The sequence below is a fragment of the Sphingobacterium hotanense genome, assembly GCF_008274825.1.
GTDB classification, from domain to species: domain Bacteria; phylum Bacteroidota; class Bacteroidia; order Sphingobacteriales; family Sphingobacteriaceae; genus Sphingobacterium; species Sphingobacterium hotanense.
In genome coordinates, this window is sequence record NZ_CP030848.1 from 1,419,127 (window position 1) to 1,433,784 (window position 14,658).

The 14,658-nt window shown below is 37.4% G+C and carries 19 protein-coding genes and 1 tRNA gene; 15 read left to right on the forward strand and 5 right to left on the reverse strand.

What is annotated here, in order from left to right:
• Nucleotides 1-69: 69 nt before the first annotated feature.
• On the reverse strand, nt 70-1,455 hold the full coding sequence (locus DSM08_RS05895) for an NAD(P)-binding domain-containing protein (RefSeq protein WP_149525289.1): 1,386 nt from the start codon (nt 1,453-1,455) through the stop codon (nt 70-72).
• 411 nt (nt 1,456-1,866) lie between these two features.
• Between DSM08_RS05895 and DSM08_RS05900 the strand changes: the two genes are divergently transcribed.
• Nucleotides 1,867-2,931, forward strand: a complete 1,065-nt coding sequence (locus tag DSM08_RS05900; RefSeq protein WP_187773985.1) for an SMP-30/gluconolactonase/LRE family protein — start codon at nt 1,867-1,869, stop codon at nt 2,929-2,931.
• Here the strand turns inward: DSM08_RS05900 and DSM08_RS05905 are convergent.
• Nucleotides 2,926-3,231, reverse strand: a complete 306-nt coding sequence (locus DSM08_RS05905) for a Smr/MutS family protein (protein WP_149525291.1) — start codon at nt 3,229-3,231, stop codon at nt 2,926-2,928. The genes DSM08_RS05900 and DSM08_RS05905 overlap by 6 nt on opposite strands.
• Nucleotides 3,232-3,272: 41 nt before the next feature.
• The gene (locus tag DSM08_RS05910) at nt 3,273-4,160 is read right to left on the reverse strand and encodes a hypothetical protein (RefSeq protein WP_149525292.1); all 888 of its coding nucleotides are present in this window, start codon (nt 4,158-4,160) and stop codon (nt 3,273-3,275) included.
• 272 nt (nt 4,161-4,432) lie between these two features.
• Between DSM08_RS05910 and DSM08_RS05915 the strand changes: the two genes are divergently transcribed.
• The 4 genes from DSM08_RS05915 (at nt 4,433) to DSM08_RS05930 (ending at nt 6,366) form a co-directional block, all read left to right on the forward strand.
• A tRNA-Pro gene (locus DSM08_RS05915) sits at nt 4,433-4,506 on the forward strand.
• Nucleotides 4,507-4,648: 142 nt separating this feature from the next.
• Nucleotides 4,649-5,002: an ISAon1 family transposase N-terminal region protein gene (locus DSM08_RS05920; protein ID WP_149525293.1), complete on the forward strand. Its 354-nt coding sequence runs from the start codon at nt 4,649-4,651 to the stop codon at nt 5,000-5,002.
• Complete coding sequence (locus DSM08_RS05925) at nt 4,995-5,927, forward strand: ISAon1 family transposase (RefSeq protein ID WP_223110871.1); 933 nt, start codon at nt 4,995-4,997, stop codon at nt 5,925-5,927. The genes DSM08_RS05920 and DSM08_RS05925 overlap by 8 nt, the downstream gene beginning before the upstream one ends.
• A gap of 85 nt (nt 5,928-6,012) precedes the next feature.
• Nucleotides 6,013-6,366: a hypothetical protein gene (locus DSM08_RS05930; RefSeq protein ID WP_149525294.1), complete on the forward strand. Its 354-nt coding sequence runs from the start codon at nt 6,013-6,015 to the stop codon at nt 6,364-6,366.
• Here DSM08_RS05930 and DSM08_RS05935 read toward each other — a convergent pair.
• Complete coding sequence (locus DSM08_RS05935) at nt 6,322-6,585, reverse strand: RteC domain-containing protein (protein ID WP_223110872.1); 264 nt, start codon at nt 6,583-6,585, stop codon at nt 6,322-6,324. The two genes, DSM08_RS05930 and DSM08_RS05935, sit on opposite strands and share 45 nt — an antisense overlap.
• A gap of 567 nt (nt 6,586-7,152) precedes the next feature.
• Nucleotides 7,153-7,788: a CGNR zinc finger domain-containing protein gene (locus tag DSM08_RS05940; RefSeq protein WP_149525295.1), complete on the reverse strand. Its 636-nt coding sequence runs from the start codon at nt 7,786-7,788 to the stop codon at nt 7,153-7,155.
• A gap of 283 nt (nt 7,789-8,071) precedes the next feature.
• Between DSM08_RS05940 and DSM08_RS05945 the strand changes: the two genes are divergently transcribed.
• From DSM08_RS05945 to DSM08_RS05990, 10 genes are all read left to right on the forward strand, one after another.
• Nucleotides 8,072-8,542 (forward strand): hypothetical protein, encoded by a 471-nt coding sequence (locus DSM08_RS05945; protein ID WP_149525296.1) that lies wholly within the window; start codon nt 8,072-8,074, stop codon nt 8,540-8,542.
• 126 nt (nt 8,543-8,668) lie between these two features.
• On the forward strand, nt 8,669-9,181 hold the full coding sequence (locus tag DSM08_RS05950) for a DinB family protein (RefSeq protein ID WP_149525297.1): 513 nt from the start codon (nt 8,669-8,671) through the stop codon (nt 9,179-9,181).
• Nucleotides 9,178-9,639: an SRPBCC domain-containing protein gene (locus tag DSM08_RS05955; RefSeq protein ID WP_149525298.1), complete on the forward strand. Its 462-nt coding sequence runs from the start codon at nt 9,178-9,180 to the stop codon at nt 9,637-9,639. The genes DSM08_RS05950 and DSM08_RS05955 overlap by 4 nt, the downstream gene beginning before the upstream one ends.
• 112 nt (nt 9,640-9,751) lie before the next feature.
• Nucleotides 9,752-10,600, forward strand: a complete 849-nt coding sequence (locus DSM08_RS05960; RefSeq protein ID WP_223110873.1) for an arginase family protein — start codon at nt 9,752-9,754, stop codon at nt 10,598-10,600.
• Nucleotides 10,601-11,593: a PD40 domain-containing protein gene (locus DSM08_RS05965; RefSeq protein WP_149525300.1), complete on the forward strand. Its 993-nt coding sequence runs from the start codon at nt 10,601-10,603 to the stop codon at nt 11,591-11,593.
• A 12-nt stretch (nt 11,594-11,605) separates the two neighbouring features.
• Nucleotides 11,606-12,139: a GNAT family N-acetyltransferase gene (locus tag DSM08_RS05970; protein ID WP_149525301.1), complete on the forward strand. Its 534-nt coding sequence runs from the start codon at nt 11,606-11,608 to the stop codon at nt 12,137-12,139.
• Nucleotides 12,140-12,283: 144 nt separating this feature from the next.
• On the forward strand, nt 12,284-12,655 hold the full coding sequence (locus DSM08_RS05975) for a hypothetical protein (protein ID WP_149525302.1): 372 nt from the start codon (nt 12,284-12,286) through the stop codon (nt 12,653-12,655).
• Nucleotides 12,652-13,143 carry an SRPBCC family protein gene (locus tag DSM08_RS05980; protein WP_187773986.1) on the forward strand — a complete coding sequence of 164 codons (492 nt, stop codon included), beginning with the start codon at nt 12,652-12,654 and terminating at the stop codon, nt 13,141-13,143. The genes DSM08_RS05975 and DSM08_RS05980 overlap by 4 nt, the downstream gene beginning before the upstream one ends.
• Nucleotides 13,144-13,153: 10 nt before the next feature.
• Nucleotides 13,154-13,996, forward strand: a complete 843-nt coding sequence (locus tag DSM08_RS05985; protein WP_149525304.1) for an alpha/beta hydrolase — start codon at nt 13,154-13,156, stop codon at nt 13,994-13,996.
• A gap of 137 nt (nt 13,997-14,133) precedes the next feature.
• The gene (locus tag DSM08_RS05990; protein WP_099365229.1) at nt 14,134-14,409 is read left to right on the forward strand and encodes a hypothetical protein; all 276 of its coding nucleotides are present in this window, start codon (nt 14,134-14,136) and stop codon (nt 14,407-14,409) included.
• Nucleotides 14,410-14,658 lie beyond the last annotated feature (249 nt).

Sequence of the window (14,658 nt, forward strand, 5' to 3'; positions counted from 1 at the left end):
TCTAAGGGGACTTTTTCAGTGCCCTCGCTGATTCGCAGTCCCTTTTCTTATTGTAGACCTTTTCGGGTCCTAATAATAGTTCACCTTATCTAATTCCTGCTCATCGGCTGGAACCTCTTGTAGATAGCGTTCTAGGCTATCATCCATCTCCTTCATCCAAGGCGTATGATGCGGTTCCGCTTGCGTTCCATCCATAACGGAATGATAAACTTGGTCGCGGTAATTGAGGATATTGATCTCCTTGTCGTTGAGCCAACTTTTGAACATATCGGCCACTTTATCCAAGTCAAAGTTCGGGTAATCCGTCATGCTGATCAATTCCTTGATATAGTCCGTTTGAAAATCGACATGATCCGGTCCCGTAACGGTTGTCGCTTCGTAGTCCATCCATTTTTTGATGTCGGCGTCGCGCTCTGCTTTGCTGGGCAGTTGAATTCTTCCAAGCATGTAGTCGCGGGCGAACCAAGCCTGCGTATCGAACATGTTGAACGTATAATACTGATCTTGCATACCTAAGAATAGCAAGCGTTCGTTCTCATTGAATACAACGCCTTTATAAAGATTATCCGGGTATAGACAGTTTTTTGTTTTTAGGCGCAGTTCATCCGGAAGGAAAGGGAATTTATGCTGATAACCCGTACATAAGATTACAGCATCAAATTCCTCCGATGTACCATCTTTGAAAAATGCGGTGCTTCCTTCAAAATGCGTCACTAAAGGTTTTTCTTTTATCCCTTCAGGCCATTTGGATCCTATCGGATTGCTGCGATAAGAGATCGTCACGCCTTGGCTACCATGCTTATAACATTGCACGCCGATATCCTCGGCGGAGTAACTACTTCCGATTAAGAGCAGCTTTTGATCAACGAATTGATCGGCGCCACGAAAGTCATGCGCATGCATCACTGCACCTGGGAAATTATCAATTCCCTTAAAATAAGGCATGTTTGGCGTCGAGAAATGCCCCGTTCCGACAACTAGGTAGTCGAAAAATTCCTCAAAGGTTTCATTCTTCTGCAAGTCATCAAAAACCACTCGGAATTGTTTTTTGTCGTCCAAGTAATCTACCCAACGCGCTACGGTATTGAATTTGATATAATCGCGGGCGTTACTCTTCTTGATTCTTCCTTGTATATAATCGAATAGCACTTCCCGAGGAGGATAGGATGAGATAGCTTGCCCGAAATGCTCGCTAAACGTATAATCAGCAAATTCTAAACATTCCTTCGGACCGTTAGACCAGAGGTATTTGTACATACTCCCGTGCAGGGGTTCGCCATATTTTCCGACGCCTGTACGCCAAGTATAGTTCCACATACCTCCCCAATTGTCCTGTTTTTCATAACATTTAATTTCTGGGATGGGATTACCTTTTTTCTGTTCCGATTCAAATGCTCTTAACATAGCCAAACCACTCGGGCCGGCTCCAATAATTCCAACTTTAAAATTTGTCATATATTCTTTATTTGTTTTTAATAGGCTCGTGAACAATGCGTTCAGAAACCTTGTTTTTCATGTGTGATGTATCAAGAAGAACTGATTTTTCCTCCAAAGAAGAAAAATAGCTTCACCACTGAGTAGCAATACTTTCATATTGCTGATTCAGCTTATTTGCGAAAGGAAAATTTGGTGTTTCTTGATGTAGAAAACGAATAATTTCGCACAGTTTTCCTATGTTTTAATCACCGTTGTTAGCGAATATATAAAAAATAATTGATATTTTGAAATATCTTGTCGGAATAGTTATAAAATTTCAGTTAAGTTAGGCTGTAAATTCAGGATTCTAAAAACGATTTGTCTGTTTTGTTTGTTAATATCCATATCATGAGAAAAGTATTATCAGGTTTTATAATTTGTTTATTCAGTATGAATTTAGGAAATGCTCAAGACACGGCGGGGCAAGGAAAGCTAGAGGTCGTTACTTCATTAGATAAAGCGCAGCCAATAGGTGTTTCTGTTTCTTCGACAAATCGCGTCTTTGTCTCCTTCCCTCATCGTGAGCCGTACTTGTTTGGGCTGACTGAGATTGTGGAAGGTAAGATGAAGCCATACCCCAATCATAAATGGCAGTTGACCATGGGTAATGAACAGGAACATTATGTCAATGTGCAGGATATCTACGTTGATACGGCGGATCAATTGTGGGTGTTGGACAGTAAGCCAGCTCCTAAAAGTTCGATCTTTGGCGGAGGTGCTGCAGCAGAAGAGCAAGAGGGAAAGTTTAAACTCATACAGTTCGATCTGAAAAGTAATCAACTTGTGCGCATCTATAATTTCGAAGACCTTAATAAAGGCAAAGCGGCGCTGAATGATGTTCGCGTGGATACGGAAAAAGGCCTAGCCTATCTTTCTGATCCGGGACAAGCGGGCATTGTCGTGCTGAATTTGGAAACCGGAACCACAAGAACGGTACTTGGCGATTCAAAATTCACCCTTTCTGACCGAAATATAGTATTGAGCTATGAAGGCAGAGAAATGCGGGATAAGGATGGCAATCCATTTTCCTCCAATGTCAATGGGATTGCTCTATCGAAGGATAATAAATGGTTTTATTTTAAGCCAATTAATGGATTAAACTTATATCGTATCGAGACCAAACACTTAGCAGATGAAAGCCTTCGTGATATTGATTTGGTCAACAAGATCGAAAATGTTGCTGAAGTAGGTGTTACGCATGGTCTGGTTGCAGATAATGAAGGAAACATCTATCTCACAAACTCCCTAGATTATTCAATCCGCCGAGTGACACCCGAAGGGAAGATCGAATTAATTGTTCAAGGTCCACGTCTGTTATGGCCTGACTCCTTGGGCGTTGGTTCGGATGGCTATTTATATTTCTCCTGCGCACAGATGCACTTATTGCCACAATGGAATGGGGGAGAAGATAAGATCAAATATCCTTTCGAAGTCTATCGTGTTAAGGTCCTATAAACCGATCAAAACAACAACAATATCTTCATTATGGTAGGCAGGGTGGAAGTTTGCAATCGCTCCAGACTGTTTGTAATATCTCAGCTCATCATAGACCGCTTGTTTAAGAATGCCCTTTCCCTTGCCGTGGATAAATCGGATTTCAGGGTAGTCCCAATAGATAGCGGCATCTAATTGCTCCCGGAGGTACGCTATGGCTTCGCCTAGGAGCTCGTCGCGCTCATAGCGATCCAAGTCTTCCATAAACGATTCCGAATGGAGATCTACAGTTTTTTGGGGTTTTCCTAATGCTCGTGCCATGCTACAAAAGTACGCTTTGTAGCATCCTCGTCAAAATGCGTTTAGTGTTTTAATAGGCCTTCGACTAGTTCCTTCGCTTCGTCTATTTTTCCTTGTTCCAGCAAGTCAATATAGGGCTGCAGCTGTTTGTAACTATCAGATGAGGGTGCAAAGTCTTTCATATAGCTGTATGCCTCCTGAAAATATGGGGATATCTGCTGGCTTTCAATAGCAGGGGTATTATCCATGCCTATGGTCAGCGCATTAAAGTATTTACCATACTGTTCCTGAGCAAGTGCTGTATAGGCTTTATTACTATTATTCTTTAGGAAATCCTCCCACCATATTACTCGCTGAACAAGACTCTGAAAAGGAATGATGATGGCTGCATCTTCGGCATAACCTTCCAAATTCTCCTTGGCAATCTGTTGCAGCATGATTTCCATGTTCGAAGAAATGTATGGATAGAACTCTTTCTGAATATAGAATGGGTTAATCTGCAAACTATACATGCCTTCCGACTGTCTTACTCGATAACCATTCGTATTGATTTTTTTATAGGCATCTTCTAACTCATCAGGTGCTTTTCCGCCGTCAACTTCTATGTCGACTAATGCACTGTAGTCAAGCTCATCGTCAATCGCTGATTGATGCCCGTACAGTGATACCTTATGCATAAAATCGACCATATCCACGACGCCTTGATCATTATTGATGGTATCGCCGGCATTAAATATTTCCTTAAATTTCTTATTCGCTTTGTCGATACTGTTCACATCTGTCGTATCTAATGCATCTAAATAGTCTTGAAACATTTCAGCTTTCGAGAGGGCGTATTCTGAAGTAGAACTAGAGTCGGAATAATTTGCATCGGAACCTCCTTCATTATTGCTGGAGTTACATGCAGCGAGGAATGTGATAAAGCCCAAATATAGATACCTGAATTTCATATGTACTTTTTAGTGTAAACCAATAAAAGCGGTTGATGTTTTCATTAGGCAAAAACATCTATGCGCTATTTGCAGCAATTAATAAATTAGCAAAGCAATATAGCAGATAAACCTTAGATTTTTCCCTTTATTATGGAATTTTAGTGCCTCTATGGAGGAAATGTTAAATTATTTCGCAAATAATCAGGATGTTATTGAAATACGTGAAAAATAGGCTTTGCATGTAATTGTAAAGGTTGTATATTTGTGCCACAATAAAGGTGATACCTAATCGGGGTGTAGCGTAGCCCGGTATCGCGCCACATTTGGGATGTGGAGGTCGTAGGTTCGAATCCTGCCACCCCGACAAAAGCCACTGATATTCAGTGGCTTTTTCTTTTTTCGGACATATTTCGGATATTTTTCATGGAAATTTTACTGGATCAAGCTGAATTCTTGGGGGGAATACTAAAAATTTCTTAGTTTAGCGTCTTTAATACAGATATCCCTTGCAAGAAGCCGAACGTAAATTACTATCCCTATTGATGCCCGAAGGGTTTTTGGAATACTTCCAGATTTTAGAAGTCGATCAGGTCGACAATCAACTCCATATTTATTTAGATGAACTTAATATTGCTCCGACAGGCTATGAGAACAGCAAGTTGGAGTCAAAGGGGTTTATGCCTTCTACTGAGATTTCGGACTTTCCTATTCGAGGTCAGAAAGTTACGCTACATATCCGTCGCCGTCGTTGGACAGTCTTGGATACAGGAGAGATCATCACGAGAGATTGGAACCTGGTGCGTGAGGGCGCTCGAATGACTACGGAATTCGGGCTTTTTTTAAAGAAGATATTTGGATAACCATCCTGTAAGCGCCCAATTGGTAGGTCTGTTCTTCCAAATGGACGGCAAGCAACTACAGGATCAGTACAAGAACCACCTCAGTGATTTCCATGATTGGGACCAAAAGCCGCATGCAGAGAGCTGGACATTGTTCCCTGAAAACATCTCGGAACACCTGAGCATCGATGAGACCAGCTTTAGCAACGGTGAGTTATATACCATTGTTAGCACTAAATCGGCAAAAGGCCGTAAAGGGACGATCCTAGCAACTATTAAAGGCACAAAGGCTGAGGATATCATAGCTGTTCTCGAGCGAATACCCTTGCGCTCAAGGAATAAGGTAAAGGAGGTGACCATGGATATGGCTCCCAACATGGCCAAGGCAATCCGTAGATGTTTCAGAAATGCCAGACGTGTGGTCGATCGGTTCCATGTCCAAAAGTTAGCCTATGATGCCGTACAGGAACTCCGTATCAAATATCGTTGGGAAGTCTTGGATGCAGAAAGCAAGAAGATAATGGAATCGCGAAAGCGAGGAACCCCATATGAACCCGAGTTATTGCCCAATGGCGATACGCTCAAACAGCTATTGGCTAGATCCAGACACCTCTTGTTCAAGCATCCCAGCCGATGGTCAGAAAGCCAGAAAAACAGGGCTGAATTGCTGTTCATGCGGTTTCCTAAGCTAAAACAGGCTTATGATCTTGGAATTGCCTTAGGAGACATCTTCAACAAATGCAGGGACAAAACGATAGCATTTACCAAACTAGGCCTGTGGCATAATCAGGTTGAGAATGCGGGCATTGCTTCCTTTGAGAGCGTAGCAAGATCCATTGCAGCTCATCATCAATACATTCTCCATTACTTCGACAACAGAAGTACTAATGCATCGGCAGAATCGTTCAATGCAAAACTCAAAGCTTTCAGGAGTGTCTCGTCCTAGAAAAACTTTACAGATTTAACCATTAGTCCTAGAAAGATCTTACAGGTATTAATAATTATCTTTGATTAAATGTATTAACCATATAATGAAAAGCCAGAATTTATCCAATTCACTAATTGAGAGTATTTTTTCTTCCAATACTAAAGATTTATATCTTGACGTTGCTGATGCTTTGTTAGAATCAAATATTGATAAGGAAGTTTTAGGAAATATTCCTATAGTAAGTTCTATATATAATTTATATAAGTCGGCCGTTTCAATTTCAGATAGGATGTTTCTGAAAAAAATATTAGGCTTTCTTTCGGAGCTGGATAGAGTTGATAAGGAGAAAATCGCTTCATTTTATAAAAAAATCAACACTGATGAAAAGTTTAAAAGAAATGTCGGTGATAAATTAATGTTTATTGTCTATACGGTAGACTTTATTGTAATAAATTAGTTTACCCAGTATTTGAGGTTTTATGGTACGGAAGAAATGGATCTCTTCGGCATCATTCTTAAATTCATTTTCAATGATGTACTTTTTAACCGAAAATAAAAGGTCCTGAAGATATACTGTCATTTCATAAGCTTCGTCAATTAATCTCTTACTTACAGATGAAATTTTATCCTCTTTATTGTGAATTTCTAAGATGATGTTTTCTAACGAGTATTTCATAGCGTCTGTTTATTACTGGATTTAGGTAATACATTTTCATTTAATAAGATATTGAGAAAAAATACCTGAATATTATCTTAACTTTTTATCACCACACCTTTACATTATAACATTGCAAAAGAGCTCATTCATACTCGCTATAAAGCTCAAAACATAAAACTTAGTGCATAGCAACTATCCTTTTCAATTCAAAAAAATAATAAAAGCATAAGCGATTTTTTCTGAAAAATCTCAATTATGTTAGTCTTATAAACTTTAATACATTTCTTATCATAACAATCTAAAAATATATGGATAAAGTGAACTCGCAATATAAATGACAAATCAAACCCTTCAAAAATATTACAATTTTACCAGTTAAACAAAAATAGATGGTATATAATTAAGCGAAAAGATGTTGATTTGAGAATTTATTAGAACGGAGATGACAAATTGTTATATGCCCCATACACATGAATTAGTGTAATAATTCATTTTATACATGCCTTCATGGGCGCTCGCTTATAAACAACATCAATGCCTAAGCCTATATAAGTTCAGCAGTTCTGGAATTCAGAAAGAAAGGTATTACCCTTTATCTTTTTTTAACTTCAGGCTTTTCTTCTGGCTGTAGCGGTTCATTTTATCGGTAGTGCCGCATGCTTTGATACTACACCATTTCCTACTGGCGTTTTTAGTTTCGTCCAAAAAGACCCAGCCACACATCGGGCACTCTTTGATCCGTTTTGTCTCATTGTCAGTTAAAAGTTCCGACAACGATTGCACCGCTTTCCAAACAGGAGACAGTAAGTCGTTTGCGGAATCTATTTGACCCATAGTGAATTTACCATCTATATAAAGTAAACGCTGTCTTGATATTGCATCCACAATCAAAAGATTAGCAGCAGGTAAATAGGCTGATTTTTTATCATTATCATCTTGTGCTACAGCAGAAATCAGCCCTTGTAGTACTTTGCGTATTTCTTTGATGCGATGTAAAGCGATCAAAGCTTGCTCGGGCTGTTCGTTGGCTAATTCTTTTAAGCTTTCAAGACGTTCTCGTGGAGAAATTTCCAATTTAAAACACCACGCAATGAAATCATCATATCCTGCAAAATAGTCATAGTTTTTAGCGGTTTTCCAGGTACTGACAGTATTGACGAAATTACAGCACAATACAGTGCTGTCGATACTCAATGTCTCAATACTACGAAATTTCCCCATAAGACAAAGTTATGCTATTTACTACTTAAACCTAAGGATACAACTTAAAATGTTTAATAATGTGACCGTATGTCTATCAAAAGCTTTAGCACCGATATATTCATTTCTAAATTAGGGTGACTGAATAAAAACTTTACGGTTAGTGTTGTCCGTATTTTAAAAATATGTAAATTTACCATCTAAATCAAAATAGATGGTAAATATTCTTTTAGATTTGTGTAGCGTTTTTAGTGTGGAGGTCGTATTAGTCTAAACTTTTAATCACTTAAAAACTTAAAAAAAAATGAAAACAAATTTAATTTATGCTGCCTTCGCATTGCTTTTTTGCTTTGCAATTACTTCCTGTGAAAAATCCGACAATAATCCGGAAACAGTTCTTGAAAACAATCTGCTGAGAAGTGCCGAAAAATATGCGGAACTGGTAGAGAAAAGAAATGATGGAGATTTCAATATTGAAGATATTAAAAGAAATGATAATATGCTAACCATTACAGTTAAAGGTGGTTGCAATCAAGACGATTTCCATGTCGTGTGGGACGGATCTATAATGTTTTCTAGCCCAGGGCAGATCAACCTTGTGCTCAATAACAAATCTCAAGAAGACTGTGGCTTAGAAAAACAATTTGATATCAATGTAGACCTTAGCAAGGTTGTGGGAAAGTACGACGCCAAGGACTTTATTTTCAACGTAGCCAATGGTTCAAAAAAACAAGATAAATCACTAAATCCTAATGGATCCGTTAAGATCAAGTAAAATTTAATTCCATCGGAAAATATTCACTGTAATGATTGTATTCGTCAGGTTTAATTTTGTATTACAAAATTGATCTGAAGAATTGTAAGACTGCTAAACCTTTTTAAACCTCATACATAAACTTAAATGGAACCAATCACCCACAAGTTTCAACAAGCGATCAAGGAATTAACGGAAATGTTAGAAGCTTTTAGTACTGAACAGCTAAATAAAATTCCTTTTCCAAACAGTTGGACAGCAGGTCAGGTCGGTGATCATCTTTTAAAATCGTATGGTTCATGGGAAATTTTCAAAGGCGAGACGGAGTTTGCCGAAAGACAGTATGACGAGAACTGCAAAACGCTAAGCGGCCTTTTCTTGAATTTCAATATAAAGCTAATCGCAGAAAATTCGGATGCTACTTATCCATCAGATGGATATATTGAAAAGGAAAACTTGATTTCTAATATACAGACAATAAGTGACCGTATCATTAGCTTCTCCAGCCGAAACGATCTCAGGGTGCTATGCTTAGATTTTGAATTTCCAACATTCGGGTACATGACACGGTTTGAATGGTTGCATTTTTATGTTGTACATACACAAAGACATATAAAACAATTGACAAGAATATTTAACATTTTAAATAGCCATAAATGAATAGCCCCCTTATCGTCAGCAAAGAAAAGATAATAGATGCAACGCAAAATGAAATTTGGGAAGTAATCACAACTCCTAAATATTTTAAAGATTGGATGCTTGTACCTGCAAAAGCCGAAGATGAAAAAGCCATTGAATTAGGAAGTAAAATTTATTGGATCAATGATAATGACGTTGTTCACCTCGAAGGTGAAGTCATAACATTTGTTCCGAATACAAAACTTGTTATTTCATTAATCGATATCAGTTGGGACAAAAGCGTTCCGAAGGGTAGTGTAACGTATGAATTTCATCTAACGGGAATGAAAAGCGGAACGCTGATCAAGTTCCTCTTAGGTGACCTTTCCATAGACCCGGAAGGCGAATCTTGGTATAATTCCTATAAAGCAAGTGATGAAATCGGTTCGATAGAGAAGGTGATTAAAATTAGAAAGATTAGGGAAACAAGCCATACATAACATCTTAACCATCTTTATTCGGTCAGTCATAATATTTGAATAACATTATATAAACTTAGAAATGCGTAACCTAATTGTCTTGGAATGCCCTTCAAACTTGGGTCTCAAAAGAATGTCAATTGATAACGAGCCTGGAGTTAAAAAATTTCCAGCATTGCTTAATAAATTAAGATTTCATGCATCTATTGGCTCTACTAAAACAATTCATATTAAAGCGCCCAAACACTCAATGGAAATTGATCCAATAACAAATATCAGAAATGCCCGAAGTATAATCAATTATTCACTTCTTCAAGCAGATGTAATTGGAAAACAAATAAGCGAGGATACTTTTCTGTTGATATTAGGGGGTGATTGTAGCATACTGATAGGGAGTGCAATTGCATTTAAAAAGAAAGGGCGTTTTGGTTTATTTTTTCTTGACGGCCATACGGATTACATGATTCCAGAGTGCTCACATACACATGGTGCTGCCGGAATGGACTTAGCTATTGTTTGTGGATATGGTCATGACAATCTAACAAATATAGATAATCTATGTCCTTATTTTGAAGCTCAAAACGTTTTTTGCGTCGGAAACAGGGAGTATGACGAAGAATATGAAAAACCAATTAGAGGTTCGGGAATTCATTATTTCCCTCTAAATGTATTACGGAAAATCGGCATTCAAAATGTAATAAACCAGTTTTTTGCCATATTATCTGAAAACCAACTTGATGGTTTTTTCATCCATTTCGATGTAGACGTGTTGGATGATACATTAATGCCAGCCGTAGATAGTAGGCAATGTGGCGGATTATCCTATGCCGAATTGAAGGAAATATTAACCCTCTTATTCAACCATGATAAGATTTCCGGAATGGAAATTACAATTTTTGACCCCGATTTAGATCCTGATAAGGAATATATTAATGCGTTTATGATGAACATGATACCTATTATTAATAAAATTAAAAACTAAATGAAACTTTACGGAACTCCTGTTTTACTATTATTATTCATGCTTTTATCATGTGGTCAAAAATATGGTGCAATTCTCCCTTTCAATTCACAACAAGCATCAAAAGATTCAGCATCATTATTTGCAAACGGAATTATTTCCACCCATCTAAATGAATATAATATAACTTTTTCATCAGACGGAAATGTGGTGTTATTTACCATTGCAAATAACACTACAGCAAACAGGTTCTACACAATTTTCATTACAAAAAAGGAAAAAGGCAAATGGACTAAGCCTCAAATCGTCCAATTTTCGGGACAATATAGTGACGCCGACCCTTTCTTCGCTCCGGATGGGAAAAAGCTCTACTATATATCAACCAGACCAGTTTTACAAGGAATACCAAAATCGGATTTTGATATTTGGTGCGTAGAATATGCGAATGGAGATTTCAGCAAACCAAAACATTTGGGCAACGGAATCAATTCGGATAAAGACGAACTTTATCCAGCTATTTCAAAAAAAGGGAATTTATTTTTTTCCGCTGAAAATGGAGAAAACGGATATGATATAATGATATCTAAATATAGAAACGGTAAGTTTTTACCTCGTGTAAGTTTGAGTGGCTCTCTTAACACAACGAATATTGAATTTGATGCATTTGTTGATCCTGATGAAAAATATATAATCTATACAGGGATAGGATATAAAGAAAGTTATGGAAGCGGAGACTTATATATAAGCTATAACAGAGAAGATCATTGGACACTCGGAAGGAATATGGGAAAGCAAGTCAATTCCTTGCATATGGATCAATGTCCTATGGTTTCAACTGATGGTAAATACCTGTTCTTTACTTCTTTTAGGGATGGTCAACCTTATAATAGCAAAGAACCAATGACCACAAAGGTATACCTCGATATGTTAAACTCACCCTTTAATGGGCTTGGAAATATTTTTTGGATTGATTTTCAAAAGCTTTCCAATAGGGAAAATTATACAAATGAATAATCTATAATTGAAATGCGAATAGCTACAGAAAGACTTACCCTATCGCCATTATCCGAGAAAGACGCAGCCTTTGTTGCTGAACTTTTAAATACTGATGGATGGATAAAAAATATTGGAGACCGAAACATCCGTTCGGAAAAGGATGCGAGGGAGTACATCAAAAAAGTGACGGACAATCCCCATATTACATATTGGACGGTAAAGTTAAAATTGGAACGCGTAGCAATCGGTCTGGTAACCTTGATAAAGCGGGACTATCTACAATTTAACGATGTTGGCTTTGCCCTGCTTCCCCAATTTTTCAATAAGGGATATGCATTTGAAGCCACAAAAGCTGTTTTGCTGTATTTGATCAACAACAATCTATTGGAAGATATCCTGGCGATCAGTCTTAAGGAAAATGCTCCATCCATTAACATGATTGAAAAACTCGGTCTGACCTTTGAAAAAACAATTGATCATGACAATAATATTTTGGGTGTATATAGAGCATCAAAAGGAGAATTGCTTTCCAGATTATTGGAGCAAGAGCATAAGATAGTCTAAAATTCTTGCCATACGTTAACCCGAGCTAAAGAAAGTTGAAATAATTTTACAATATACTAAAGAGGGATGGACAAATCGAACCGGGGATAGTATAATGAACAATGTTAGCGGTCATTGTGAGGACAAAATAACAATAAAATCAAAATGGAAAAACCAAGATCAATTGCAAAAATTGTTGGGCCGACATTAATTGTTATGGTTTTCTCCGAAATGCGGTTTTGGAACCCGACGCTTTATGATACACAGATCGCCCCTCTCATTTATCTGAACGGAATGATACTTTTTGTGGCTGGATTAGCAATCATAACCCAACATCATATTTGGGTTTACGGTTGGCAGACCTTAGTCACAATAATTGGATATGCATTTATGCTGATCGGTTTACTGAGAATGCTTTTCCCGGAAATACAAAAAACAGCCTTCAAAAATGACAGTTCAATAATGATTTTAGAAGTAGTTCTAATTTTAATCGGCGTGTTTTTGACATGGAAAGCATATTCACCTATAAAAAAATGAAGTGTTATATTTCAACTTATAAACACAATACAACAAACGGAAATAACAATTTAAATAAAATCGATATGCAGACAAATCATCAATCAAAGTATCAGACCATTATCAAAGCACCAATTGATAAAGTATGGGATGCATTAACCAATCCCGAAATGGTAAAGCAATATTTCTTCGGTTCAAACCAGGAAACGAATTGGAATGTTGGCAGCAAAGTCTTGTGGACAGGTGAATATGAAGGAACAACCTATGTAGACAAAGGCGTGGTCTTGGAATATTTCCCCAACAAGAAACTTTCGTATAGTTATTTAAGCAGTTGGAGCGGATTGGACGATAAGCCCGAAAACTATCTGTTGGTTTCTTATGAAGTAACCCAAACTGAAAGCGGAACAGAGCTAATCATTACGCAATCAAACTATGACGAGGAGAAAGCAAAACATTCTGCCGAAAATTGGGAGGTAGTCGTAGACGGATTAAAAAAGCTTATTGAATAGAAAATTACAAATGAAAATTTCATTGATCTTCTTATTCGTAATCTTTTCTGCATCATTAACTTTTGGACAGAGGCCAATACCCGAGCAATCAGGTGTTGCCAAACACTTTATTCTCGGTATGATTGATGAAATACAATCAAACGAACTGAATGAAAAAAGGGTGTTGAATATCTATCTGCCCGAAGGCTACAACCAGAAAGACACGATACGTTACCCTGTCATTTATTTACTTGACGGTTCAGCAGATGAGGATTTTATCCATATTGTAGGGCTTGTGCAGTTCAATAGTTTTGAATGGGTTAACCAGGTTCCAAAGTCGATAGTAGTCGGTATCGCGACGGTGGACAGGAGAACGGATTTTACATTCCCTACAACTGTGACTGAAGATAAAAGTGCAAATCCGACCTCAGGGCATTCCAACAGATTTATATCGTTCATTGAAAAAGAGCTGCAACCGTATATACAGGAAAAGTATAAGACGAGTTCTTCAAAAACTATTATTGGACAATCGTTAGGCGGGCTTTTGGCAACTGAAATCCTGTTTAAAAAACCGGAACTTTTTAACAAGTATATCATCGTCAGCCCCAGTTTGTGGTGGGATAATGGGTCGTTATTAAACCAACCTCTTACTCGTTTTGAACACAAAGATATTTATATCGGAGTTGGAAAAGAAGGTTTGGCTCCCACTAAAATTCCCCGGGTAATGGAAGTAGATGCAAATGTTCTAGCTGATAAAATCAAAAACCTGAAAAACAGGAACGTGAACGTTTACTTTGATTATTTGCCACTGGAAAACCACGCAACAATAATGCATCAGGCGGTTTTCAATTCATTTAGACTTTTTTACCCATGATTTTAACTAAATAGGATTAGACCTAAATGGAAGCCTTTATATATTTAAACAACATGTTTATTCGGAAACTAAGGAATGTTAGTGATTATAAATAAGCCTACTGAATAATAACATAAAACAACTTAAAACTAAAATCAATGTATGCAATTCTAATTCAACTAACAATAAACCCTCAATTTGCTTCAGAAGCAGCAACCACTTTCACGAACAGTATTTTGCCCAAGGTTAAAAGTTCACCGGGCTTTATCGCGGGATATTGGGTAGATCCGGTGAAGGATGAAGGTTTTGGATTTGTTCTATTTGAAAGTGCGGATCAAGCCGAATCTGTTATGCCTCCTACAATTGATTGGACAGCTCCTGGGGTGATTATAAATAAATTTGACATGAGACGGGTGGCAGTTTCAATTCCTTGATAATCGATTAAAAATGGGAGAAAAAAGACAAAAAAATCAATAAAATTGAAAATGGATTTACCAAGTCTGATCAAAAGATATCAAAAAATGGATGAAAATATCACATTGATTTTTTTGCCACAGGAAAACCATGAAACATTAATTCACCAAGCTATTTCGAATGGAACAACAGGAAGAATTGCGGTCTTATTTAGACAGGAGGTGGATTAACAAAAATAGTATATCGTTCACAGCAACCTTATAATAAAA